This is a genomic window from Pseudomonas frederiksbergensis (assembly GCF_003732665.1).
In the GTDB taxonomy this organism is placed as follows: domain Bacteria; phylum Pseudomonadota; class Gammaproteobacteria; order Pseudomonadales; family Pseudomonadaceae; genus Aquipseudomonas; species Aquipseudomonas frederiksbergensis_G.
In genome coordinates, this window is sequence record NZ_MOBP01000012.1 from 475,105 (window position 1) to 498,827 (window position 23,723).

At 52.3% G+C, this 23,723-nt stretch carries 20 protein-coding genes and 2 pseudogenes; 9 read left to right on the forward strand and 13 right to left on the reverse strand.

Features of this window, described 5'->3' with window-relative positions; all coding sequences use genetic code 11:
- Positions 1 to 161 precede the first annotated feature (161 nt).
- Positions 162 to 584 carry a DUF2000 domain-containing protein gene (locus tag BK665_RS19360; RefSeq protein ID WP_123408240.1) on the reverse strand — a complete coding sequence of 141 codons (423 nt, stop codon included), beginning with the start codon at positions 582 to 584 and terminating at the stop codon, positions 162 to 164.
- 763 nt (positions 585 to 1,347) lie between these two features.
- Between BK665_RS19360 and BK665_RS19365 the strand changes: the two genes are divergently transcribed.
- Positions 1,348 to 1,815: a hypothetical protein gene (locus BK665_RS19365; protein WP_123408242.1), complete on the forward strand. Its 468-nt coding sequence runs from the start codon at positions 1,348 to 1,350 to the stop codon at positions 1,813 to 1,815.
- Between the two features lie 764 nt (positions 1,816 to 2,579).
- Here the strand turns inward: BK665_RS19365 and BK665_RS19370 are convergent.
- Positions 2,580 to 3,227, reverse strand: a complete 648-nt coding sequence (locus BK665_RS19370; RefSeq protein ID WP_123408244.1) for a TetR/AcrR family transcriptional regulator — start codon at positions 3,225 to 3,227, stop codon at positions 2,580 to 2,582.
- 170 nt (positions 3,228 to 3,397) lie between these two features.
- On the opposite strand from BK665_RS19370, the gene BK665_RS19375 reads away from it, so the two are divergent.
- From BK665_RS19375 to BK665_RS19390, 4 genes are all read left to right on the forward strand, one after another.
- Positions 3,398 to 4,654, forward strand: coding sequence for an MFS transporter (locus BK665_RS19375; protein WP_123408246.1), 1,257 nt, complete (start codon positions 3,398 to 3,400; stop codon positions 4,652 to 4,654).
- A 32-nt stretch (positions 4,655 to 4,686) separates the two neighbouring features.
- Positions 4,687 to 5,493 (forward strand): cyclase family protein, encoded by an 807-nt coding sequence (locus tag BK665_RS19380; RefSeq protein WP_123408248.1) that lies wholly within the window; start codon positions 4,687 to 4,689, stop codon positions 5,491 to 5,493.
- Positions 5,494 to 5,524: 31 nt separating this feature from the next.
- Positions 5,525 to 6,838, forward strand: a complete 1,314-nt coding sequence (fahA, locus tag BK665_RS19385; RefSeq protein WP_123408250.1) for a fumarylacetoacetase — start codon at positions 5,525 to 5,527, stop codon at positions 6,836 to 6,838.
- 168 nt (positions 6,839 to 7,006) lie between these two features.
- A complete protein-coding gene (locus BK665_RS19390) occupies positions 7,007 to 8,266 on the forward strand; it encodes an OprD family porin (RefSeq protein WP_123408251.1) in 1,260 nt (419 codons plus the stop codon).
- A gap of 84 nt (positions 8,267 to 8,350) precedes the next feature.
- Here BK665_RS19390 and BK665_RS34630 read toward each other — a convergent pair.
- The 4 genes and pseudogenes from BK665_RS34630 to BK665_RS19410 form a co-directional block, all read right to left on the reverse strand.
- Positions 8,351 to 8,437: pseudogene (locus tag BK665_RS34630) on the reverse strand (transcriptional regulator); the annotation flags it as partial.
- Between the two features lie 191 nt (positions 8,438 to 8,628).
- Complete coding sequence (locus BK665_RS19400; RefSeq protein WP_123408252.1) at positions 8,629 to 8,916, reverse strand: DUF1330 domain-containing protein; 288 nt, start codon at positions 8,914 to 8,916, stop codon at positions 8,629 to 8,631.
- Positions 8,917 to 9,004: 88 nt separating this feature from the next.
- Positions 9,005 to 10,060 carry an aldo/keto reductase gene (locus BK665_RS19405; protein ID WP_123408253.1) on the reverse strand — a complete coding sequence of 352 codons (1,056 nt, stop codon included), beginning with the start codon at positions 10,058 to 10,060 and terminating at the stop codon, positions 9,005 to 9,007.
- Between the two features lie 71 nt (positions 10,061 to 10,131).
- Positions 10,132 to 10,728, reverse strand: coding sequence for a flavodoxin family protein (locus BK665_RS19410; RefSeq protein ID WP_123408254.1), 597 nt, complete (start codon positions 10,726 to 10,728; stop codon positions 10,132 to 10,134).
- A gap of 114 nt (positions 10,729 to 10,842) precedes the next feature.
- Between BK665_RS19410 and BK665_RS19415 the strand changes: the two genes are divergently transcribed.
- Complete coding sequence (locus tag BK665_RS19415) at positions 10,843 to 11,748, forward strand: LysR family transcriptional regulator (RefSeq protein WP_123408255.1); 906 nt, start codon at positions 10,843 to 10,845, stop codon at positions 11,746 to 11,748.
- A gap of 299 nt (positions 11,749 to 12,047) precedes the next feature.
- Here the strand turns inward: BK665_RS19415 and BK665_RS19420 are convergent, their stop codons facing one another.
- The 3 genes from BK665_RS19420 to acnA form a co-directional block, all read right to left on the reverse strand.
- Positions 12,048 to 13,340, reverse strand: coding sequence for an MFS transporter (locus tag BK665_RS19420; protein ID WP_123408256.1), 1,293 nt, complete (start codon positions 13,338 to 13,340; stop codon positions 12,048 to 12,050).
- A gap of 104 nt (positions 13,341 to 13,444) precedes the next feature.
- A complete protein-coding gene (locus tag BK665_RS19425; protein ID WP_123408257.1) occupies positions 13,445 to 14,446 on the reverse strand; it encodes a quinone oxidoreductase family protein in 1,002 nt (333 codons plus the stop codon).
- Positions 14,443 to 17,190, reverse strand: a complete 2,748-nt coding sequence (gene acnA, locus BK665_RS19430; protein WP_123408258.1) for an aconitate hydratase AcnA — start codon at positions 17,188 to 17,190, stop codon at positions 14,443 to 14,445. Before acnA ends, BK665_RS19425 begins: the two co-directional genes overlap by 4 nt.
- A gap of 124 nt (positions 17,191 to 17,314) precedes the next feature.
- Between acnA and BK665_RS19435 the strand changes: the two genes are divergently transcribed.
- On the forward strand, positions 17,315 to 18,181 hold the full coding sequence (locus tag BK665_RS19435; RefSeq protein ID WP_123408259.1) for a LysR family transcriptional regulator: 867 nt from the start codon (positions 17,315 to 17,317) through the stop codon (positions 18,179 to 18,181).
- 1,104 nt (positions 18,182 to 19,285) lie between these two features.
- A pseudogene (locus tag BK665_RS34895) lies at positions 19,286 to 19,423 on the forward strand (transposase domain-containing protein); the annotation flags it as partial.
- A gap of 51 nt (positions 19,424 to 19,474) precedes the next feature.
- Here the strand turns inward: BK665_RS34895 and BK665_RS19450 are convergent.
- A complete protein-coding gene (locus BK665_RS19450) occupies positions 19,475 to 20,467 on the reverse strand; it encodes an amidohydrolase family protein (protein WP_123408260.1) in 993 nt (330 codons plus the stop codon).
- A gap of 70 nt (positions 20,468 to 20,537) precedes the next feature.
- Positions 20,538 to 21,254, reverse strand: a complete 717-nt coding sequence (locus BK665_RS19455; protein WP_123408261.1) for an SDR family NAD(P)-dependent oxidoreductase — start codon at positions 21,252 to 21,254, stop codon at positions 20,538 to 20,540.
- Here BK665_RS19455 and BK665_RS19460 point away from each other — a divergent pair.
- Positions 21,232 to 22,341: a LysR family transcriptional regulator gene (locus BK665_RS19460; RefSeq protein ID WP_259699638.1), complete on the forward strand. Its 1,110-nt coding sequence runs from the start codon at positions 21,232 to 21,234 to the stop codon at positions 22,339 to 22,341. The genes BK665_RS19455 and BK665_RS19460 overlap by 23 nt on opposite strands.
- A gap of 274 nt (positions 22,342 to 22,615) precedes the next feature.
- On the opposite strand, the gene BK665_RS19465 is transcribed toward BK665_RS19460, so the two are convergent.
- Together BK665_RS19465 and BK665_RS19470 are read right to left on the reverse strand one after the other, a co-directional pair.
- Entirely contained in the window at positions 22,616 to 23,065 is a 450-nt protein-coding gene (locus BK665_RS19465; RefSeq protein ID WP_148053238.1) for a hypothetical protein, read from the reverse strand.
- Positions 23,066 to 23,103: 38 nt separating this feature from the next.
- Positions 23,104 to 23,694, reverse strand: coding sequence for a Gfo/Idh/MocA family protein (locus BK665_RS19470; RefSeq protein WP_123408263.1), 591 nt, complete (start codon positions 23,692 to 23,694; stop codon positions 23,104 to 23,106).
- Between the last annotated feature and the right edge of the window lie 29 nt (positions 23,695 to 23,723).

Consider the following 23,723-nt stretch of genomic DNA (forward strand, 5'->3'; position numbering starts at 1 on the left):
CGCGACCGGTCACAACGACCGCTGCATCATGTTTTCAGACACAAAAGATGAGCTTTTCGGGCGCATGACCTCGTCGTAATCGTCAAGCAAGGGTGAACTCAAGCAACGGTCGAAGTGTTCGGAAACTAGTGCTGTATTCCTAAGCCTTCAAGTTGAAGTGTTCACTTCAGGAGCGCCAGGTTCGCCACAATTTTGCTGATTACTTTACGCTCGCCAATCAAGGCTATCCCCACATACTCCATTTCCTCAGAGGAGATTTGAGCGACAGCTTCCACAAAAGCTGCATAGTGGGTCGTCTGCTGGCCTTGGACCGGAAAGTCAACTATATCGCAACGGGCTTCTAGACCTTTGCTACGGATATCTGCAAGTGTGGATTGACTGGCGGCTAGGACGGTGATGCCTATCGGAATCAATCCAGGGTGCTCATGACCGCTCGCATCAATCAGCGTTGGCCCTACCAATTCTGGATGACGTTGACCTATTGTCAGAGCGATGACCGCCGCCGCATTAGCGGCACGTCCAACAGCTAATTCGGAATCGACGACGATTACACAGCGTTCTGCAGTTTTTTTTAGCTCATACATACCGGTACTCCAACACTCTGTTCACAATTCAACTGGATAATGCTCACAGATCGAATTGACGTCTAGAACGATATTGCACGCGATGCACGTACTTTAATCATCAAAGACGTAATTGTTCAGTCGCTGCGCGCCCCAGCGTGATTGCCATGCACGAAACTGGGCGCGGCATCCGGGACAGCAGCTGCACTGAAAAACATTCGGCTAGCAGGTTCATCATTCTGGTTTGCCCGGACTTCAGGATGTTCTGTGCAGATACCATCTAACCACTCACCCAGCGTTTCGGCATGGATTCGCTCAAGGAGATGGCGCCTCAATTTTGCGCAAGGCAATAGGCTTCGTCAGAGCGCGGCCATTCACTATAGATTAAATAATTATGGACGGTCATCCGGCGACCTCGCTCAGAGACAAGAAGCGCAACTAATTTCGCCACCTCTAGCGCTATGCGGAAACGCCCTAGTGGGGCGTTCTGCATCAACGCTTCGGTGGGAATACGCATCGCATCAGTCAGTGCTTCGTGAAATTTTTCCAATTTTTTTGGACAATTAAATCCGAATTGAGTACCTGTTAGTGCTGCTCTAATATTCCCGGCCAATGTCGGACAATGCTTGGCTGAATTTGCGCCGAACAGTATAAACGGTGGGAAATAGCTCTACCATTCCTGATGCTAGTTGACAAAATGACAACGATTTAGTTCTTGAAATATCCAAATGATATGTGGGATATTGTACTCGTCGCATATAAAAATAATAAAAGGAACGCTGCAATGTCTTACTGTATCAATTTTAGCCATCTCGAAAAAGAAACCGTAGTCTCCGTTGAAATATTCGGTTTGAGCGAGGAGTACCGGTCAGTCCGAATCTCCCAGTTCCAATGTATCGGCTGGCTCTTGAGCATATTCGACACTGCTCAACGGTTGATTGACAGGTCTGATGGGCTTTTGAATGAAGGCTATGACCAGGAGGCGCTGGAGCGTGTCGCCGGACTATCGCCTGATCAAGCCAGCCAATTGCTCGCACTGACTACCCTCAATGACCGGTTTGAATACGTGTGGGACATAATCGGCGAAAGCGAACGTGATGAGGCGAGAGTTATGGATTTTCGGTACTTCGACAATTTTTGGCCTGGTTTCGATGCCTACAGCCTCATCTGGAATCCAAATCCGTCCCCCCATCCGGGTCAGAAGCTTCCTTTGGCGGCAAATACCCCCGGTTCATTTAACCTTGAGAGTTAGAACTTAGGCGTCGGGCAGCTTCCAGCAGAGGGGCTACGCGCCGAACACGGAATTCGGCGGATCACCTGTTCTGGAGCACACCTAATGCGAAGTGGATACCTACAAGTCAAAGATGCGCTTGATGGGCACCACTTCCGATCGTCACCACTCGCCTTCCAACGCCGGAGGATGAAGCTTTGTTGCCACTCATCCTCTGAGTTCCGGGAGGCTCCTATGGAGAAAATCACACTATCAGTGCATGGCTTGGTAGTTGTTCTTGATTGATTTACTTGAGTGCCCCTAACTTTCGTCCCAGCATTATTATTTTTCTGGCGTCGATGCGGTCCTGCGACAACACCGTAGGGGTGAGTGCCTTTTCATCTTAAAGCCTGCATCCTTTTAATCCCCGCCGCCGTCTTCAATGCACGCCCACTCATTCACTTGCTGGAGCAAGCGCGTATGACGCGAGCCAGAGGCATTTTTGAGCGAGTAGCTTGAAATCACCAACGCTCATTGCTCAAGCATTCTTGATGGGAGCCCTTCTGAGCCAAAAGCTTTGGAGCGGGCATTGATACTTGAAAAACAGCAGTGCATCTTCGATGTGCATCGTTGCGATCTTGTATCAGCACTAAGAGCTTCTCCATAGGCGAACGCACCGTGATGGCATTGGGGCTTTTGCGCGGGCGCTCACATGCAAGCATTTCGCTCAGTTTGGACTCAAGCCACACCTGTGGTCTATTTCGCGAGGTCTGGTCGTAGGCTAACGGCCCTCCTCTGGCCCAAGGTTAGATTCGATTTATCCCAGCGTGGATTCCCGCCTTTATGAATGCTACCAAATGCTCGGTTTTGGTATCGAGATCCATCGCCTTCACTGCACCGCCGGAAATGCGTTCTATCCGGTTGTCGAAAACACTCATGACCAACGCACCGACGGCAAACAGATAAGACCAATGAGCGGTTCTGGAACTGATGCTGGGTAGAGCCTCACGGATAGCACGAATGAACTCCACAGCAAATGGGTCGAAGTACTCAGCGACTATCCCTCGATCTACTTCGCGGGGATCGGAAGCTTCGCGAGCGACGAGCTTGGCGTATGCGATTCCTGCTTCGCTGTTCTGATTTGTCATCACTGGCAATACGAAGGCTCGCACGATGTGCTCCAACGGATCTTCTCCAGCGGCAAGCGGTAAATGAAGCAGCCCCAAACGCTCATCAAGCACAGCTTTACGTCGTTCAAACAATTCACGATAAAGGTTTAGCTTCGTTTTGAAGTGGTAGACCACCAGGGGCAACCCAACCTCAGCCGCATTCGCAATGTCTCTCATCGAGACACCGTTGTACCCCCCCTCAGCGAACAACCGCTCCGCGGCATCAAGCACCTGCTCACGCCTGCTCACCTCGGTATTCCTTTCCTTTGCCGATGCCTCCGCCATGTAACTGCCTGCGTTTTTTCGCTGAATGTTCCGTAATTGTGCCCTCCCCCGGCTAGGCGCGCCACTTGTCATTTGCCACCTAGACGACACTAACTGTACGTGCGTATAGTCAGAACCAATAATAACAAAATGGCCGCTCAGTCAGCCTCGAGCGGCAAACAGGAGGCTTTATGAACATCAACCTAAACGCTATGAAGTGGCGCGTACTCATCGGATGCTTCCTCAGTTACATGTTTGATGCGCTCGACATTTTGGTGCTCATTATCTCCTTGCCTGCGATCAAGGAAACCATGCAGATCAGCACCACCGAAGCAGGATTCATGGTGACCGCGACACTCCTGGGCATCGGAGTTAGCAGTTTGGTAATGGGTGGCCTGGCCGATACCTTGGGACGTCGAAAAGCCCTGCTACTTTCGCTGGCAACCTTTGGCGTCCTCACCATTGCAATTGCCGGTGTAACCGATTGGAAGCAGTTATTAGTGTTGCGCTTCTTGGCTGGGCTAGGCCTTGGAGGGGTATGGGGAACAGTTGCAGCACAGGTCAACGAAGCGTGGCCGCCCCATCAACGAGCTCGCGCCACTGCCTTTGTTCTGAGTTCTTTCTCCATAGGATCGGGTCTTGCCGCAGTGTTGGCCGCCTGTTTGCTGAAAACCTATGGATGGCGCGTCCTATTCGTAATTAGCGGCGCTCTCGTTGTTATCCCGATTATCTATGTCTGGTTGCGCGTCCCGGAGTCGACGGTGTGGCTAGCCGAACGGAAAGTCAGTCGTGATCTTTTGGCTCCTCGTAACTCAGTAACCATCAAGTCGCTATTCGCCGCAGATTTGCTGCGTAAAACGCTACTTGGCACTACGGCTTCGGCACTCGCACTGACTGCTTACTGGGGCGCGATGACTTGGCTGCCAACTATTCTAGTTCAGGAACATGGCCTCGAACCTTCTACTATGGCCGGCTTCATAGCGGTGATGAATGTGGGAACTTTCATTGGCTACAACCTCTTCGGTTGGCTGGCAGACCGAATTGGCAAACGGCGCATGATTATCATATCCCTGATCGGCTGCGGTTTGATGCTGCCGATCTACACGTTTGCCACGGACAAAACCGCGCTCTTGCTGCTGGGGCCTGCCTTCGCATTTTTCATCGCTTTTGTAGGTCTGTTCGGCTCCTATTTTGCGGAGCTTTACCCCACCCACCTTCGAGCATCTGGCGCAGGTTTTTGCTTCAACGTTGGCCGCGGCATCTCTGCTTTTGCCCCGTTGTTATTGGGTTCAGTTGCGGTCTCCGTTGGTTTTTCAATCAGCATAGGTTTTTGCGGTGCGTTATTCCTGCTGGCAGCGGCAGTCATTTCCCTACTGCCACAGGACGTAGACCTCCACTGGGCTTACCAGAATCCTAAAGGTGTTTCGCCCACTAGCGAATCCATCTGACGATCATCAATCAATTATTAAGGAGTCTAGAAATGGCCCGTCGATTTGTAGATCTTTCCATCTTCCTAGAAAACGATGTCATCTCCGATCCGCCTGGGTATGAGCCAATAATCCAGTACTTGGATCACAAGACGACCGCGAAGCAAGTCACTAGCTTCTTTCCCGGACTCCAGACTTCTGATCTGCCAGACAGTGAAGGCTGGGCAATAGAACATATCCAGCTCAATACCCATAACGGCACTCATCTGGATGCTCCCTTCCATTTTCACAGCACCATGAATGAGTCGCTGGGCGAAAGTGAGCGCGCCATTACCATCGACGAAGTTCCACTGGAGTGGTGCTTCCAACCTGCTGTGAAGCTCGATTTCACAGCCTTTCATGACGGTTACGTTGTCACATCTGAAGATGTCGAGGCGGAACTTGCGCGCATTGGGCATGAGCTAAAACCTCTCGAAATTGTTGTGATCAACACCGGTGCTGGAATGCGTTACGGGCAGCCAGGTTACGTATCGTCAGGCTGCGGCATGGGTCTTGACGCCACGATGTACCTTCTCGAGCGCGGTGTACGCCTGACTGGCACCGATGGCTGGAGCTGGGACGCCCCGTTTGTGCACACCGCAAAAAAATTCGCGGAGACCAAAGATGCATCCCTGATTTGGGAGGGGCATAAAGCTGGCCGCAACATTGGCTACTGTCACCTAGAGAAACTGCACAACCTAGAAATACTGCCTTCATCTGGTTTTTTTATCGCCTGCTTCCCTTGCAAAATCCGAAACGCATCGGCCGGGTGGACGCGCGCCGTCGCAATTTTCGACGACTCCCTCAATGCTGCGGGATGAACTCTCTCTAACTCGTCTTAAGGAGATTCCTATGCAACTGAACCACACTCACGACATCACCCGCCGTAGTTGGCTTGAGCAAGCAAACGACTCAGGAAGCGACTTTCCACTACAGAATCTGCCGCTCTGTGTTTTTCGCCGAAGAGGCACTGCCGATGCTTGGCGCGGAGGGATCGGTATCGGTGACCAGATCGTCGATTTCGCCGCCCTGCACCAAACCGATTGCATAAAAGGTCTTGCTGCCGATGCGGTGTTGGCAGCATCCGCTCCAACGCTAAACAAACTATTGGAGCTTGGCCCGGATGCGTGGAAAACATTACGCCATAGCCTGTTTGAGTTACTGGAAACAGGTAGCCCACATGAACAATTAGTGCGCAAAACGCTAGTTGCTCAGGTCGACGCGGAGCACACCGTACCAGTACAAATCGGAGACTACACCGATTTTTACACTTCGCTTGATCACGCAGTGAATTGCTGCCGGCAGTTTGGGATAGAGGTATTCCCTAATTTCGACTGGTTGCCTATCGGCTATCACGGCCGGGTGTCGTCAATAGGCGTTAGTGGACAAAAGATCTTCCGGCCTATGGGCCAGTCGCGGCCAAATCCGAATGCTGAACCGGTCTATGGCCCCTGCCAGCGATTGGACTATGAACTGGAAATCGGAGCAGTGATCGGCACAGGGAATTCGAGTGGAACCAGCATACCTCTCGCATCAGCTCAGCAACATATCTTCGGTCTATGCATACTAAATGACTGGTCAGCGCGTGATATTCAAACGTGGGAAATGCAGCCGCTAGGGCCTTTCCTCGCCAAAAACTTCGCCACCACTCTATCGCCGTGGATTGTCACACTCGAAGCACTTATTCCTTATCGAACGGCTTGGACTCGCTCGCCGGAACGCCCGCAACCGCTTAGCTATCTCAGTGCGCCGGAAAATACCGAGTTCGGGGCGTTTGACATACAACTGGACGTGTCGATTCAGAGTGCTCGTCAGCGTGACGAAGGAGGGAAGCCGCGTACGCTGACACATACCAGTTTCCGTCATCAGTATTGGACATTAGGCCAAATGGTTGCTCACCACACCATGGGGGGGTGCAACCTGCAAAGTGGTGACCTACTTGGCAGTGGCACCATCTCGGGCCCGGCTGCGGGTGAAGCAGGGGCACTAATCGAACTGACCGTATCGGGAGCAGAGCCAGTCGATATAGGTGACGGTGAACTGCGAGGTTTTCTTGAAGATGGGGATACCGTGGTGTTCAGAGGCTGGTGCGAACGTCAGGGTTTCGCTCGCATCGGATTCGGCCTGAATTACGGCACCGTGGTGCCATTCCAACCGCTCAAATAGTTGCTCAGGGATCATAGCGATCGCTTACTAGCGGTCTCTGAACGCCACGGTTTTCCATTCATTAGTGGGCAATCTGCTTAATCCTCTACCCCTTAAGCACCACTCTAGTAAGTGATGCTTTAGGGAGAGTCATGCCTGCAAAAAAAACAATAAGAACGGAGCCCTACTATGAGTCATCAGAAGTACAACCTCTACCACGTGATGTGTGTAGCCCTGGCAATACCTTTTTGCGCCCGGGCAAGCGAAAGCGGCTTCATTGAAGACGCGACTGGAACGCTGAGCGCACGTAACTTTTACTTCAATCGCGACTTCTCGGGTTCGAAAGTCGCTCAGTCAAAATCCGAAGAATGGGCACAAGGCTTCGTGCTCAATTTAAAGTCTGGATACACGCCTGGCACGGTTGGTTTCGGCGTAGATACTATTGGTCAATGGGGAATTAAGCTCGATAGTGGTCGCGGCCGGTCAAATTCCGGGTTGCTGCCCGTACATGATGGTCAAGCGGCGGATGAATACAGTCGAGCCGGCGCGGCGTTGAAAATGCGTGTATCGAAAACAGAACTGAAGGTAGGTGAATTGCAGCCTAATCTTCCCGTTCTTCTTTTAAGTGATAACCGGCTGTTACCTCCTACCTACCAAGGCGCGAGCATTGTTACAAACGAAATCGAGGGACTGACCGTACAGGCTGGGCGACTCAATACCACCAGTTTGCGCAACGAGGCCGGAGATGAGCGCCTGCAACCTATGATTGCCTTCACTCTTCGACCAGTCAGCGCCGATCATTTTACTTATGTGGGGGGAGATTACAGCTTCAATAACAATCGCACCGCGGTTGGCCTTTGGTATGCAGGGCTGGAGGACATATACAACCAACGTTTCTTCAGTTTCCGGCACAGCCAGCCGCTTGGGAGTTGGACGTTGGGTGGGAACCTTGGCTATTTCGACACCCAGGAAACCGGCCGCGATCTCGCCGGCGAGGTAGACAACAGGGCACTGTACGGACGGGTGTCTGCCCAGCATGGCGCGCACACACTGTCGGTCGGCCACCAGGCGATGTTCGGTCAGCAAGGCTTTGCCCGGGTGTACGCCAACCTCAGCCCGCTGGCAAATGAAGTGACTGTGAGCACCTTTGACGCCGCTGACGAAAAATCATGGCAGCTGCGCTACGACTATGATTTCGCCGGCCTTGGCATTCCGGGTCTGCAGTCCATGGCTAGATATACCCATGGAGGCAACGCTGATGTTTCCACACTTTCAACGGGAGTGTCTGGGTCTACATGGGAACGCAATCTAGAGCTTGCTTACACGATCCAAAGCGGCAAGCTTAAAAACCTCAACGTGCGCTGGAGGAACTCGAGCGTCCGCTCTAATTGGCGCACTGACATTGATGAAAATCGCCTGGTTTTTAACTACGCGATGAATCTTTTTTAAAAGCCCCCAGATATTGCAGCCATGCAGACCTAACGTATCCGGCAGGTCACGTCATCTAAAGGGCCCTTTTGTATTCAAATCAAATCACTTGGTTAGCCAGGACTCGACGTTATCGGAGCCGTGTTCTGCTTTCCATTCTTTCAGGCCTTTGTGATTTCCGCCTTTGGTTTCACTACGTAGCGGAAACTTGCATGGCGATCATGAGGTTGATCCCTTCTGCAAGGCTAAACCAGCATAATCAATACGCCTATTTGAAGGATAGTCCTCACAAGCCCGCCGACGCTGCGGGCGTGTGAGATCTATCAGTTGTTGCCTTAGAAGTATGTGCCATTCTTGCTTAGCCTAAGTGACTCGGGCGTACGTTAAGATGCTCCTTCGAGTAAGACAAATGTCCCAGTCGCAGCACCAGCGCGAAGGACCTTGGCCGCTTGGTATTCAGGGCTCTCATAGAAACACTTGGCGTTGGCAAACGAGTCGAACTCGAATATCACATGCCGCTCATGAGATTCACCTTCGAGATTTTCATACTGACCCGCTGCAATGACTTTGGGATTGAAAGGTAGCATTGCATCGCCTGCGGCTTTTGCGTAGGTGGCGTAGGCAGTTGCATCCGAAATGCTCACGTGCCCGATCAGGTATCCTTTTGGCATGTCTGTCTCTCTTTCAGTGGGTATATTCAATTCAACGCAGGGCGTTAATTACAGCCGCCTGCGTCACAGGTATTTGTGGTCACAGGCTCTACTTCGACGCCACCGGAGTGAAAGGTACAGGGCGCCTGCAGCCATCCTGGTGATCAATCATCCAGCCGGGATAGTAAGGAGGCAAAGCACTCACGGCCTCAAGCCGCGCGAGCTCCTCGTCGGTAAGAACGACACTGATCGCACCCAAGTTATCTTCGAGTTGGTCAATCCTTTTAGCGCCGATGATGACGCTTGTGACATGAGGTTTAGCGAGTAACCAAGCGAGTGCTACTCTTGCGACGGAGATACCGCGTGAATCGCCGATGGCGCGCATTTCTGCGACGCATGGCCAAGCCTGGTTCAGATCAACCGGTGGAAAGTCGAAATTACTGCGCCGCGAATCTTCCTCGGTTGACGCTCCTGGGCCGAACTTCCCCGAAAGCAATCCACCTGCGAGAGGCGACCAGACAAGTAACCCCATCTCCTCTTCAATAACGAGCGGCACCAATTCGCGCTCCACGTCACGTCCGGCAATAGAGTAATAGGCCTGGAGCGTCTCAAAGCGTGTGGCATTAAGTGCTGCGCTCAGCCCTAGAGCTTTGCCGATCTTGCCTGCGTGCCAATTTGAAACGCCGACATAGCGGACTACACCTTGGCGCGTCAGATCATCCAGGGCCCGCAGCGTTTCTTCTATAGGGGTCACGGGATCGCTGGCGTGAATCTGGTAAAGGTCAATATGATCGACCTGAAGGCGCTCCAGGCTTCGCTGCACAGAATCCATGATATGACCGCGCGACGCCCCTTGATCGTTGGGTTTCGAGCCCATTACACCAGCTGTCTTGGTAGCCAGCACTACCTCGCTGCGTGGCACGCCGATGTCTCTCAATGCCTGGCCGAGGATGCGCTCAGATTGGCCGAAAGAATAAATGTCGGCGGTGTCGATGAAATTGATCCCTTGCGTCAGAGCGTGGGCGATCAAACGGTTGGCGTCGCTCTGATCAACCGCGCCGATTGCAGCCCACATACCCGCGTCATCATTACCTCCCAGCGTCATCGTGCCGAGGCATAGTTCGGATACATACAGGCCCGTACGGCCAAGTCGGTTGTATTTCATGGCTGCTCCTTCGAGATTCGCTAGATGAAGTGCGGCGCCGCACCGCCCTACGTGGTTGGCATGCGTGAATTTCAGGTGCGTTGAGATTTCCCAGATCGGAACTGTCCGGCAATAGCCGCGACGCGCGCACCATATAAACGTGCCGTATCCAAATCCCCTGGTGACATCTCTTCAGGAGAAGCATCGGCAGGCGTTTGCGCCATAGGCGCGATATAGGAGCCCATACGATTTAGGTCATCGCGTTTCGATGCCTTGACGTTGGCCGGTTTGATATCTAGGCCGACCCAAATCCCAGCGTGCTGCCCAGAAAGCAGGACGAAATACTCAAGTGTGTTGAGCTTGTCGCCGTTGATGCTTGAGCTGTTAGTGAAACCGCCAAAAATCTTGTTTTGCCATGTGCCTTCGAACCAAGGTTCCGAGGAGGCATCCGCGAATTTTTTAAACTGCCAGCTAGGACCTCCCATGTAGGTAGGCGAGCCAAAGACGATTGCATCTGCGCCAGCGAGGGTTTGCCAAGCTTCCTCGGAGATATTGCCCTCAGCGTCGATTGCAACTAATACAGTACCGGTGCCTGCGCCTGCTGCGACTGCGTTCGCCATACGCGTGGTGTGTCCATATCCGGAGTGATAAACGATGACCGTTCGGATGGGCATGGAATGTGAGTTCATGAGGGCTCTCTTGCATGTGGTGGAGTTATTGACTACGTGGGTGTTACTCTACAGTTTCAAAAATTCGCTATAAACTATGTAATTAGAAACACTCTGTTATCTATATGGTGAACAATGCCAAATCTCCAAGCACTTTTAATTTTTTCCCGCGTTGCGGAAATGATGAGTTTCACGCGTGCGGCTGAAAGCCTAGGGATCCAGAAGGGACGAGTGTCGACGGTGATTCGCGGGCTGGAGCGAGAGATGGGCGCCACCCTCCTGCACAGGACGACGCGCAGCGTGCAACTGACCGAGGACGGACGCGCTTTCTATTCGCGCGCACGTGACCTTTTGGCCGAAGCTCAGGACATGCAGTCAATGTTCGCGAACAACGGCACCCCCCTGACGGGAAGATTGCGCGTAGATATGCCGACTGAGTTGGCGAAGACCGTCGTGATTCCCGCTCTGCCACAATTACTCAAGGAGAATCCTGAGTTGGAGTTGGAGCTGTCCAGCACAGATCGTCGGGTCGATCTCGTTCAGGAAGGGTTCGATTGCGTGATCCGTCTCGGGCCGATAATTGACGACACGCTGATTGCCCGCTCACTTGGCAGGTTGCGCATGATGAACGCAGCGAGCCCCAACTATCTGGGAAAGTACGGCATACCGCGCACACTCGACGATTTGCTCAGTCAGGGTCACCAGATGGTTCACTACACGCCGACACTCGGTACCCGACTTGTTGGATGGGAATACCCGGAGGGTGATGGATATGCATCGCTTGTTTTGCCAGGCGCGATGCAGGTCAATAGCGTGCAGACCTACCATGCTGCGGGGCTGGCAGGTATTGGACTCATCCAGGCCGGGTATTCGGCCCTCGCGCACCACATTAAAAGTGGCGATCTGGTGGAAGTTCTGCCCGATCTACGACCCGAGCCGCTAGCTGCGTGGCTCGTAGTCGCGCATCGGCGTAACCTTTCCCAACGCGTCCGGGCGTTCATGACTTGGATTGAGACTGTATTGGCCCCCTATTTTGATTAGCCGCTTGAGTGAGCACCATGCGATCTAGTCACTTGTCTCGTCGCGGCTGCTTCCAAGATGTGTTTGCCATACGATTACACACAAGGCTGTAAGCAACGCCGATCACTACTAATAGGGCATTGGAATCTCTCCCGCCGTTTTTGAACGCAAATTTAGACTGACACCTAACATCTGGTGCCTCTCATTTTTGACAAAAATTCAGAGTTGTCCGACAGCCTCTGCAATGAGCTGAATTAAGGTGAGTAGTCATTATTTTTACCCAGATAACATTCGCTATTGGAATTTCACCGGCACTTTCCTCAAAAGCCTGTCGGCTGTGGCGATGTTTGCTTGCCTGCCATTGAGGGATGACTTCTGAACAAAAACAATGTTGCTGCCAAACCCAGCAACGCCGCCAATGTCAACCAAATACCTGGCGCCGCACTGTCGCCCAAGACATGAATCAGGTAAGTGCAAACAACAGGAGTGAATCCACCAAACGTTGCTGTAGCAAGACTATAGGCTAAGGAAAAGCCAGTTGTACGGACTTCGATCGGCATGATTTCAGTCAGTGCAACAACCATTGCTCCGTTGTAAGACCCATAAAGAAAGGAGAGCCACAACTCGACAATTAATAAATGACTGAAACTAGGATTTGACACCAGCCAGATTAATGCGGGATATGCAGTGAGCACAGTTAACACTGTAGCTCCAACAAGCAGAGGCTTTCGACCAACACGATCTGATAATGCGCCCATTACAGGCAGCCAGAAAAAATTTGAAAGCCCGACCAGCATTGCGATCAAAAAACTGTCGAGTTCCGACATCTTTAACTCGTTTTTCGCGAACGTAGGTGCATAGGCGGTAATCATATAGAACGACACAGTGGTCATTACGACCATTGCCGCACCAGCAAGTATCAGGCGCCAGTTATGAAATATGGACTGCCATATTTCCGAGAGTGTCGGGTGTTTTTTTCGGGAAGCAAACTCAGGGGTTTCCTGAAGCGTACTTCGAATGATGAAAATTGCCGGGACAATCAAGCAGCCAAACAGAAACGGAACACGCCACCCCCAACTGGTCATCTGCTCGGCACTTAAATGTGTGGTCAGAGTGACACCCAATAGCGCTGCGACAACGACTGCGATTTGCTGGCTCGCTGACTGCCAACTTACAAATAAACCTTTTTTACCTGGCGTGGCGATTTCGGAGAGATAAACCGATACGCCACCCAGCTCCACACCCGCAGAGAAGCCCTGCAACAATCGACCCGCAAGTACAAGCAATGGAGCGACTATACCGATCTCCTCGTAGCCAGGCATAAAAGCAATCATCGTAGTACCAGCGGCCATTAACCCCAATGTAATGACAAGACCCTTTTTTCGACCATGACGGTCGATGTACGCGCCGAGTATGATCGCGCCCAGCGGTCTCATAAGGAATCCGGCACCAAAAGTCGCAAAGGAAAGCATCAGCGATGCGAAGGCGCTATCCGATGGGAAGAAAGTCCTGGCGATCGCTGAAGCGTAAAACCCATACACCATAAAGTCGAACATTTCCAGGAAGTTACCACTGACAACTTTGACGACAGCTTTGCCTTTTGAGCTATACATAGAAGTCTCGCTTCGGTTGTTTTTATTTTCAAAGATGGACTGCGTACGTCGCCCATAGACCAGCGTCTCGCTCGATAGAGTCTATGGACGCTGGTGTTCGAAGTTCAGTTGAAACTGTCTATGCGCATCACGGACTTACCAATTTGCTCACGTGCCTCAATGCGGGCATGCACTTTTTTCACGTCGTCCATTGAATAACGCCCCTCAATATCGATATTTAAAGAACCTTCAATAATTGCTGCGAAAACAGCATCGGCGCGGCGCTGAACAGTTGGACCATCGCTCATGTGATCGGCCAGCCGAGGTCGAGTCAAAAATAGTGACCCCGCCTCTCCTAGTTCGATAGGGTCGAGGTCTGTGATCGAACCGGATACGTTGCCGTAATTGACGATCAAACCCCGCGCCCGGCAGGCCCTGAAGCTGTCACGCAAAGTGCTTTTCCCGACTGAATCAAAAACCACATCAACCCCCCTACCGTTAGTCGCCTCGCGGATGCGGTCAGCAAAGCGACCGTTGTCATACAGCATGGCTTCAGACGCACCCCGCTCGATGCCGATAGCACACTTCTCCTCGGTGCTCCCGGTGGCGAAGACTGTTGCACCTCGCCGCTTGGCCATTTGAACCAGAAGTTGACCAATGCTGCCGGAGGCTGCGTGGATGAGGCAGGTAGTACCGGGCTGCAGCTTGGCAATGTCTTCGACAAGATAGTGAGCCGTCGCACCTTGAAAAATCGCCGCAGCAGCCATGTCGAAAGGAATTGCATCCGGAATTTTCGCAACCAGTGAGGCTGGCACGCTGGCGTATTCGGCATAACTGCCCCAAGAGATACACCATGCGACTCGATCACCTGGTACGAGGTGATAAACGCCCTCCCCAACGGCAACAACTTCACCCGCACCCTCCATGCCTAGCGTGCATGGCGCTCGCACAGGATAAGTGACTGATGACGCATACTTGCCTTGGCGCGTATGCACATCCATGAAGTTAATCCCCGCATATGCAACCTTCACCACGATGTGCTTGGGGCTCGGCTGGGGCATGGGTACGTCAGTACGAATTTGTACGACTTCAGGGCCGCCGTAGCACTCAATCGTAATCGCTTTCATTGCTGGATGACCTCATTTTCAGGTGCGTCTATAAGTTGATCAAGAACAAAGGGCAGGATGCCCCCTGCTCGAAAATATGCCGCCTCCACCGCATTATCGATGCGGGCAAGTAAAGATATCTCGATGCAAATAACGCCGGAGCGTCTAATGATCAATTTAAGCCGTTGACCAGGCTTAATAACGTTTTCCGTTGGCGAAATGTCAAAGCTTTCGCTTCCGTCCAGACGCAAATTCTGCACGCTGTCGTCAGCTTCAAACTGCAAGGGCAAAATGCCCATGCCTATAAGGTTGCTGCGGTGGATGCGTTCGAAGCTCCGGGCAACGACCGCACGTACGCCTAATAGTCGCGTACCCTTGGCTGCCCAATCTCGGCTAGATCCAGTGCCATATTCTTCACCCGCAAATATGAGCAGTGGTACTCCTTCAGCGAGATAGCTGAGCGACGCTTTGAAGATGCTCATGCGTTGCGCAGAGGGTCGGTGAAGCGTAAACGGACCTTCATCAACTGCGCCTTCAGGCAACAGCGGCAGCATTAGGTTTTTTAGGCGCACGCTTGCGAAAGTGCCCCGCACCATGACCTCAGAGTGACCACGGCGCGATCCGTAAGTATTGAATTCGTTAGGAGCTACTCCCTGGGCGGCGAGCCAATGGCCAGCCGGCGATTCCAAGCGAATCGCTCCAGCGGGACTGATGTGGTCGGTGGTTACGGAATCGCCAAATATTGCCAAAGCCCGTGCGCCGCGGATGGGTTGGAAAGCCGCCGCAGGTTCATCGAAGAACCGAGGTTGTGTGATGTAAGTAGACGCAGGCCAATCGTAAACGGGGCCTATAGTCGAATTGATACTGTTCCAGTCTGAGCTCCCCTCGAATATGTTTTCGTATAGCCGACTGTAAATAGCTGGATCGATTGACTGAGTCGCCAATGCCTCTATTTCATCACCAGAGGGCCAGAGGTCGGCGAGGAATACGGGTGTCCCGCTGTTGTCATATCCCAAGGGTTGAGTTGTCAGATCGATGAGCATTGTCCCGCAGAGTGCATAAGCCACCACCAATGGCGGGCTGGCTAAGAAGTTGGCGCGCAAGGCCGGGTGAATACGAGCATCGAAGTTGCGGTTGCCTGAAAGCACAGAACAGCAGATAAGGTCCTGCTCCGTTATCAGGTCTTCGATTGCAGGCTCTAGCCCGCCAATATTGCCTACGCAGGCCCCACAACCATAGGCTGTGATATCGAAGCCCAATTCAGCCAATGGCTGTTCAAGACCCGCCTGGGCTAAGTACTCGGCCACCACTCGCGACCCTGGAGTAAACAGCGTCTTTACCCAAGGCTTGACCTTGAGCCCTTTGGCCAGCGCATTACGGGCCAGCAACCCTGCGGCAATCAAAAGCTGTGGGTTGGATGTATTGGTGCAAGAGGTAATGGCGGCAACCATTAAATCGGCGTGTCCTATTAAAACAGCCTCAAGGTGCACTGGAACCATTGGCGTACGAGCCGATAGCGAACATCGCGCAGAGAGTTGCTCAAGGATTTTTCCGTATCCGCCCTCAGCGGGATCCTTCAGAAGAAGCGACTTGAAACTTTTTGAAACCATGTCGAGCGGTAGATAGTCTTGCGGTCGCCTTGGGCCGCTGACACCCGGTTGTATCGCACTGAGATCAATTGAGACCACCTTCGAATAATCGATTGATCCAGGTTGAGGAGATCCGAACAGCCCCTGTTCACGATAATATTGGCCTATCAATGCAACTTGCCGTTCTGTTCGGCCTGTTTGCTGATAGTACTTCAGGGTATTGTTATCAACAGGAAAGTAAGCGCAGGTTGCACCGTATTCCGGTGCCATGCTGGAGATAGTCGCGCGGTCAGTCGCACTCAGTAACGCAGCCCCCTCACCCAAAAACTCAACCAGCTTACCGACAACTCCAGTCGCACGTAAAAGCTGAGTGATATGCAACACTACGTCGGTCGCAGTGATGCCCGGGCACAACGAACCCGTTAGACACACACCCACCACATCCGGCATCAGCAGATAAAGCGGCTGACCAAGCATGGATGCTTCTGCTTCGATGCCACCCACTCCCCAGCCGAGAACGCCAATACCATTGATCATCGTGGTGTGAGAGTCGGTGCCCACCAGAGTTTCAGGGAAGATAACCCCATCTTTTTCCACAACGCCTTGGGCCAAGTGCTCAAGATTGATCTGATGGCAAATACCCTTACCAGGCGGGACGACCTTGAAGGTTTCGAACGCTTGGGTACCCCATTTCAAAAACGCATAGCGCTCTTGATTCTGAAATACCTCGAGCTGCTGATTTTTTTCGACAGCGTTCTTACTATCCGAAAATACTGTCTGCACCGAGTGATCAATGACCAAGTGAACGGGGATCATTGGCTCAATTGCTCTAGGATCTGCGCCTCTGCGTACTGCTTCGCTTCGCATCGCAGCCAAGTCGGTCAGCAAAGGAACACCGGTAAAATCCTGAAGTAGTACGCGACTGACCACAAACGGAATTTCGCCCTCTCGAACAGATTGCGGTTGCCATCTCGCCAACGCCTCGATATGAGACGTCAGTACTTGAATACCGTTGCAATTTCTCAGCGCCGACTCCAGAAGAAGGCGAATGACCACGGGCAATCGATCCACAGACGGCAAACCTTGAGAAGGCAGTGCAGCTAGTGAAAAGTATTGATGCAATGTGCCATTGGCTTCGGCAAAAGATCGGAGATAAGGGCTGGCGCAGCTAACCATGGAATTTCTCTTTTTCTCAGGAACTTGGCGCTGTGCCGTCCCGTCTGGTGGAATCCATGGTAAAACTCTATAGGCGGTACGAGAACTCCCAAATAATTCCCTGGCTCCGTTAGGAAATAACCCGATGTTCGACTGGCAAGATCTTTACTTCTTTACTATTTTAGCTCGCACAGAATCACTCTCAGCTGCTGCCCGTGAGCTTCAGGTCGAACATGCCACTGTCGGACGGCGTATTGAAGCTCTTGAGAAATCACTTGGTCTGCGCCTTGTTGATCGGCTGCCAAGAAGCCGACCATTGACCGAGGATGGACGAGCGCTTGCACGTTTAACCAGCTCCATGGTGAATATCGCCACCGAGGTAAAACAATTGTCTCGTGTCGCCGCGATAGAGGTCGCAGGGACGGTCAAGGTCAGCGCACCTCCATCTATTGCGATCTATTGCATCGCACCTTGTATTGCCGCACTTCGTGAGGAGCATCCGAAATTATCTGTTGTTCTGTTGCCGTCGCTCTCGATGGCGGCGCTGGACAAAGGCGAGGCTGACATAGCTTTGCGCACGGTACGTCCGGACGAGGGGGCTCTGGTGCGCAGAAAGATAGGTGTGGTGCGATTCGCTTTGTATGCAAATGTTCAGTTCGCCGAGCGCCCCACAGAGCAATGGAGTTTCATAGCGTATGATGAAACCCAAGATCATTTGCCACAGCAAAATTGGCTTCACCAGATCCGCAGGCACCGCCCCGTCGTATTTTCAGCCAGCGATCTAGCCTCTCAGCAAATGGCCGCCAGGTTTGGTGTTGGTGCTGTCGTACTACCAACTACCGTTGGAGACAACGACTCCTCTCTCCAGCGCTTGTTAGTGGAGAGCGAACCACCTGTTCGAGATATCTGGCTGACGGTGTATCCGGATCTGCGCCGCTCTCAATCAGTGAAAGTTGTGATGGATTTTTTAGTAAATTGCATTCAGCAAGAGCCTCGCCTGCGCAGTTTGTGAAACGTATTGAAAACTGCCTCACCACTGGCTTTTCTTCCGCAAGCCTGAAGCACTGCTAGCAAGGCGTATTCGTCAAACTGGGAAAGCAGATCTTTGATCTAAATGCTTAGTTGAAAATTGTTATCACGCGCCTATCGGCACAGCGTACGGCTAATATATCCAAGTTGCTGATGTGTAGGTGGCTTTCATAATCATTAACAGACGCTATCACACGGGTAATCCACTGACCCATCGCGCCCAGTTGGCATGAGCAAAGCTTGCAGTTGCGTCGTTGTCGAGGCCGCACTCTCCAAAACGCTTCGCGCATCGCCGCCCGTCTGTACTGAAAAGTACAGTCAGTGGAGAAAAGCAGGCGACTAGTGCCGACAGTAATGTCCGCACGTTTCACGTAGTGGGGAATGAAGATACCACTCGCTGTGACGTAGAGGTTCTGACGCAAGTAAGTAGCAATAGGCAGCGCCTAGACTGATGATTCGATCCATCGAGGCGAAGCGCTCTGTATAGAGTAAAACCAGATCCCCAGGGTCCCTGGATCACGTGAAGGATTGGCAGGCGATCAAATGTTCCGGTCAAGACCAGACGAAGAAACGGTATGCCCGCGTCATAATGTCAACATCGGTCATGCTCTTGGGCTGCTTAATCAGGCATCGCGACCGGTAATGTTGCTAGCCGCTGAAAGCGGTCTGGATGTCTGGCAACTGCACCGGCCACGGTGTCATTGATTCTGCTTTTAATATCTTCACTTTCCGGTCCTAGTTCATAAAGGACTCGCGTGATTAGTAATCAATACCTCAAAGTCCACCCCGTCTCTTCCATTAGCGAGAGGCGCATTTCTGAAAAGTTTATAAGGTGCTTTTCAATAGTGTCAGAATGGCAGTGGACGCTAGGATCTTTCAGCTCTATGCCTAATGTATTCCATGCATCAGGCACATAAACTTCCGCGGAAGTCACCTTGCGTGACATACGCGGAAATCTAACGATTCAGCAGCACTTGATTTATCTCACCAACACGCTACGTCGGCACCTTCCGCGCTAGACGTTCGATTTCATACAATCCGCCAATTGGCTTTTTATTTGTCACGTGCAGATTTAAAACTTGCGACGGGCATCAGCTTGATCCAATCGACATGCATTAATGGGTATGATCCGAATACTTATCTGAAAGACGCTCTGACTCGGTTACCGACACAGCGGGCGGGTAAGATCTGGCAATTAACCCCCGTGATGTGGTCGCCTACTTAATCGCGCAACGCGACCTCGTTACATGTCTGCTCCTATAAACCCAGTAGCGACTCACTCACTGTTCTCAGGGCTATCGCCTGTTAGCCTCATCCAGTTGCCGTGAGCAAACTGTGCCTTTGCGCTGTCAGTGAGTCCGCAATTTTCCAGGAAACGCTTGGCGTCGCCGCCTTGGCGATACTGATACGGAAAGTCTGTTGAAAATAACAGGCGATCCTCTCCGACAACCTCGCGGGCCCGGGCCAAGTAATGCGGAAGAAACATGCCGCTGGCGGTCAAGTATAAATTTCTACGCAAGTAGGTGGACATCGAGTGAGCCAATCCAGAAACGCTGTCCATTGCAGCCAGTCGCTCTGCGTAGAACACCACCAACTCACCCCAGTGCCCCAGAATAACCTGGAGAGCAGGCAGTCGATCAAATAAACCGGAGAGAACAAGCCTAATAAATTGTATGCCGGCATCATAGTGCCAACCCAGCCCATAAGTCGCAAAGGCAGCATTGACTTGAGGTTTAAACCCCGAATAGTAAGCGTCTCTGACGGCCACCGCCGGGACGCGAGGATGAAGCAGGATCGGCACCCTCAGTGTATGCGCGCAGTCAAAGATAGGCATCAGGTCTGGATGGTCAAGGTTGCGAGCCCCTACCCTGCCACAAAGCATCGTACCCTTGAAACCCAGCGTCCTGACACACCGATCCAACTCCTCCGCCGCTTCCTCCGGCATAGCGACCGGGAGCGTAGCCAATGCCTGAAACCGCGTTGGATTTCGTGCGACGGCTTCGGCCAATAGATCATTTGCACGCCGGGCAAGCGTGACGCTCTCAGCGCCGAAATCATGTAGCCCAGGCGTAGTCAGCGACAGAACTTGAACGTCCAGACCGGTTTCGTCCATCAGCACGAGGCGCTTTTCAGCTAAATCCAAGAGGCGCCCCTCGATTGCCCCCGAATGAAATGCCACGCTCGGATCGAGGGCCTCTAACTGGAGTGAATGCCAGGCATCGCGTATTTCGACAGTCAGGAAGTGTTCTTCTATTCCAATCAGCTTCATTGAATTTGCCTCTTGGCAGACATGCGCTTGCGCTGCTTAAGACGCGAGTGCGAGGCGCTCTGATAAGTGATCACCATGGGACGGTTTTACCTTCTCGGTCGACATACCGCAGGCCTTGCTTGCCTTGCTGCAAAAGCAGCGTACTGACGATTGTCGGGACTGTTTCCTCCAGGCTGAATGGAGCAGTTGGCCCTCCGAGTGCTGTACGTATCCAGCCTGGTGCCATTAACACTAAGGTACGAGGATCTTCGGCGTTCCGTGCAGCATAGCTGCGCATGTACATGTTCAGTGCTGCCTTGCTACCGCGATAAACTTCGTGGCCGCCCTTCTCGTTGCTACTCACGCTACCTTGTCCCGACGACATGATGCCGATCAGCCCGCTTGCAGGCACAAGGAATTGCAAGCCTTCAATCACACGCATTGGACTAAGCGCATTGGTGATCATTACTCGAACAAAATCGTCCGTTGCCACTTCTGCAATAGTTTCGTCCTGGTTGTGATTGGCAGTGCCCGCATTGACGAAGAGCATATCGAAGCTTCTTGCGGCAAGGCGTCCCCTTAGCGCTTCGATTTCGTCGAGTTGGGTGATGTCCAGAGACTCGATCTCGACACGGCCTTTGTGTTCGTCGGCCAAGTCATGCAGTTGCGTTTTGGCACTGCCTCGGACCGTACCCATGACGTTCCATCCCCTCTTCAAAAACTCTGCGGCCATAGCATGACCGATACCGCGTGACGCTCCGATAATGAGCAGTGACTTGGGCGTGATGGTGAGTGCATTTGTAGACATGATTCATGTTTCCTTCATTCGTTGCGGTCAACTTGACTATAGGGGGGTGTTACAAAAAGCGGTAGACGCAAGAAAATCACAATATAGTTGCATCGGAGGCCTTATCTGGCATGTCTATCTCAGCGGGATTTCTATGAGCGACATTGATCTGAATCTTCTCCTGGCCCTTGATATGTTGCTGGCCGAATGCAGCGTAACCCGTGCTGCACAGCGATTGAGTCTCAGTACCTCGGCCATGAGTCGGACGCTTACGCGATTGCGCGCGGTGACTGGCGACCCTCTGCTTGTGCGCGCCGGACGAGGACTCGTTCCTACGCCTCGCGCTATGGAGCTGCGTGATCAGGTTCACGAATTGACCCGTAATGCTCGGGTCATTCTGCGACCGCAGATCAGTAACGTTGACATAGCCTCTGTCGAAGGTACGTTCACCATACGTGCCAGCCAGTCATTCATGGCGTGGCTTTCTGGCCCGCTGGTAACGGCGGTCGCCCAACTAGCACCACGCATGTGCCTGAGATTCGAAGCTCGCCCCCAAAAAGACGCACAATCGCTGCGTGAAGGAATGGTAGATCTGGATATCGGTTTGCTTGGAACGTCTGCACCGGAGATTCGTACCCGATTCCTGTTTCATGACGCTTATGTGGGAGTTGTTCGAGTTGGACATCCGATCCTGGCAAGCAAACATGTTACGGCTGAGCACTTCGCCGCATTCAATCATGTTGTAGCGTTGCAAGAGGGAAGCGCAATCGAGCCGCTCAATAATAAACTTGAGTCCAGCGGCCTAAGGCGCAAGATAACCGTGGTGGTGCCGGGCTACCCTGATGCAATTCGGATCGCCTGCCGATCAGAACTTATCGCCGTCGTGCCACGCTCCTGCCTGGATAGCGCTCGTTTGGATGGCTCGTCTTTGGAGCTAATCAGCTTTGAGCTCCCCGTGCGGCTCCCACGCTTCCAGATATCGGCGATGTGGCATCCCCGTATGGACGCTGACCCGGTACATCGCTGCCTAAGGAATTGCATAATTTCATTGTGCCAGGAGGCATATCCGTCAACTCTCGATCCGATTCCTTCAACCCGCAAAGGTTGAGTTTCAGGATAGATGGTTGAGGAATGACTTTGTTATCTCTGCGGGCCTGGACCTACCCAACTGTAATGATCGCCGCGGCCCTGATGATCGTCTGGTAGCTCGGTACTGCCTTAATCGCCTTCACAGGTCTCACGACTTTAAGTCGATCAGGTAGCCAGGACAAAAATAGCCGACCTCAAAGGCGCCAACAAAAGTGCATACACAATAGCTTTGCATGTTGTTCCGCAGCGCTCATAACTCTTATAAAAAGAGATTAGAGCGCTGCGGACAACTACTAGAACGCTTTGCTTGAAGGCATCAAATCCAGATATTTTGGATGGCTCGATAAGATAGGGAGCGTTACTACCGTGCCTGTCTCAGCAGAATGGTAGATGGCAGTGATGAGTTCCAATGACTGGCGTGCAACATCAAGCGTCACAGGTGTCGGCCGGTTTTTTGTGAGCGAAGCATATACCAGTGCGAACTCGCCCGCGAACCACTCCTCCCCTGGTATGAAATCTTCCAATGCTGTCGCAATCGCTTGATCGATCTCGGAGGATTTTCCTTTGAAGTACCAAAAATCTTCGCCAGGTTTGTAAGGATGAGTGCTGCGGCTTTCTACGGTCATGTCAGAAAATACGAAGCGCAGCCGCGAGAGCTCTTCGGCTGCTCCCAATGGCACCGATAGATTTGCCACAGAGCCGTTTTGCATGGCAATGGATATGGGCGCAATCCTCAACTTCAATAGGATTAACGCGTGTCGCCAGATGAGCAAAAACCGACTTAATGGAACCGTTCACATAGGTCAACATGTCGTATACGTGAAGCGCGTGCGTCAGACAGCACCCCACCCAGTTCTGTTGCCCATTTGCCTCGCCAGTCAACGGCATAGTAGTCAGCATTGCGACGCCAGGATGTTTCGATAGTGGCAACAAACGGCGTGTGGGCAAACCCTTTTGCCTGAAGATGTTTGAGCTTCTGCAGACCATGCCCAAAGCGGTACTGGAAAATTGGAAAGAGTTGGCTTTTGGATTTTTGCTCAGCCACAGCGATCGCATCAATATCAGCGAGTGAACCCATCAGAGGTTTTTCGCAGATGACATGAAGTACCGACGCCAACCCTTTTTCAATCAGATCACGGTGCACATGAGGCGGGGTGCAAATATCGATTATGTCGATATCCTGAGCTTCCAGGAGCGCATTGAAGTCTGTCGTACGAGCGTCCATGCCCATGGGAAAAATAATGATCGGTAGATGGATGCCAACGGTCGCGTCTAGACACGCAGTTGTAAGAGCATCCCTCTTTTCGCGGTGGTAATTTTCAAATGGCTGAAATTCAATGCTGGCGTCGCGTCGTTGAAGGGAATATGACAAGCTTCACCAACCAGGTTATTCAAGCTTGT

Excerpts from the sequence above, each read along its gene's own strand:
- BK665_RS19360 (WP_123408240.1), bottom strand. The coding sequence starts at position 584 with ATGTATGAGCTAAAAAAAACTGCAGAACGCTGTGTAATCGTCGTCGAT.
- BK665_RS19365 (WP_123408242.1), top strand. The coding sequence starts at position 1,348 with ATGTCTTACTGTATCAATTTTAGCCATCTCGAAAAAGAAACCGTAGTC.
- BK665_RS19370 (WP_123408244.1), bottom strand. The coding sequence starts at position 3,227 with ATGGCGGAGGCATCGGCAAAGGAAAGGAATACCGAGGTGAGCAGGCGT.
- BK665_RS19375 (WP_123408246.1), top strand. The coding sequence starts at position 3,398 with ATGAACATCAACCTAAACGCTATGAAGTGGCGCGTACTCATCGGATGC.
- BK665_RS19380 (WP_123408248.1), top strand. The coding sequence starts at position 4,687 with ATGGCCCGTCGATTTGTAGATCTTTCCATCTTCCTAGAAAACGATGTC.
- fahA (WP_123408250.1), top strand. The coding sequence starts at position 5,525 with ATGCAACTGAACCACACTCACGACATCACCCGCCGTAGTTGGCTTGAG.
- BK665_RS19390 (WP_123408251.1), top strand. The coding sequence starts at position 7,007 with ATGAGTCATCAGAAGTACAACCTCTACCACGTGATGTGTGTAGCCCTG.
- BK665_RS19400 (WP_123408252.1), bottom strand. The coding sequence starts at position 8,916 with ATGCCAAAAGGATACCTGATCGGGCACGTGAGCATTTCGGATGCAACT.
- BK665_RS19405 (WP_123408253.1), bottom strand. The coding sequence starts at position 10,060 with ATGAAATACAACCGACTTGGCCGTACGGGCCTGTATGTATCCGAACTA.
- BK665_RS19410 (WP_123408254.1), bottom strand. The coding sequence starts at position 10,728 with ATGAACTCACATTCCATGCCCATCCGAACGGTCATCGTTTATCACTCC.
- BK665_RS19415 (WP_123408255.1), top strand. The coding sequence starts at position 10,843 with ATGCCAAATCTCCAAGCACTTTTAATTTTTTCCCGCGTTGCGGAAATG.
- BK665_RS19420 (WP_123408256.1), bottom strand. The coding sequence starts at position 13,340 with ATGTATAGCTCAAAAGGCAAAGCTGTCGTCAAAGTTGTCAGTGGTAAC.
- BK665_RS19425 (WP_123408257.1), bottom strand. The coding sequence starts at position 14,446 with ATGAAAGCGATTACGATTGAGTGCTACGGCGGCCCTGAAGTCGTACAA.
- acnA (WP_123408258.1), bottom strand. The coding sequence starts at position 17,190 with ATGGTTAGCTGCGCCAGCCCTTATCTCCGATCTTTTGCCGAAGCCAAT.
- BK665_RS19435 (WP_123408259.1), top strand. The coding sequence starts at position 17,315 with ATGTTCGACTGGCAAGATCTTTACTTCTTTACTATTTTAGCTCGCACA.
- BK665_RS19450 (WP_123408260.1), bottom strand. The coding sequence starts at position 20,467 with ATGAAGCTGATTGGAATAGAAGAACACTTCCTGACTGTCGAAATACGC.
- BK665_RS19460 (WP_259699638.1), top strand. The coding sequence starts at position 21,232 with ATGGTGAGTGCATTTGTAGACATGATTCATGTTTCCTTCATTCGTTGC.
- BK665_RS19455 (WP_123408261.1), bottom strand. The coding sequence starts at position 21,254 with ATGTCTACAAATGCACTCACCATCACGCCCAAGTCACTGCTCATTATC.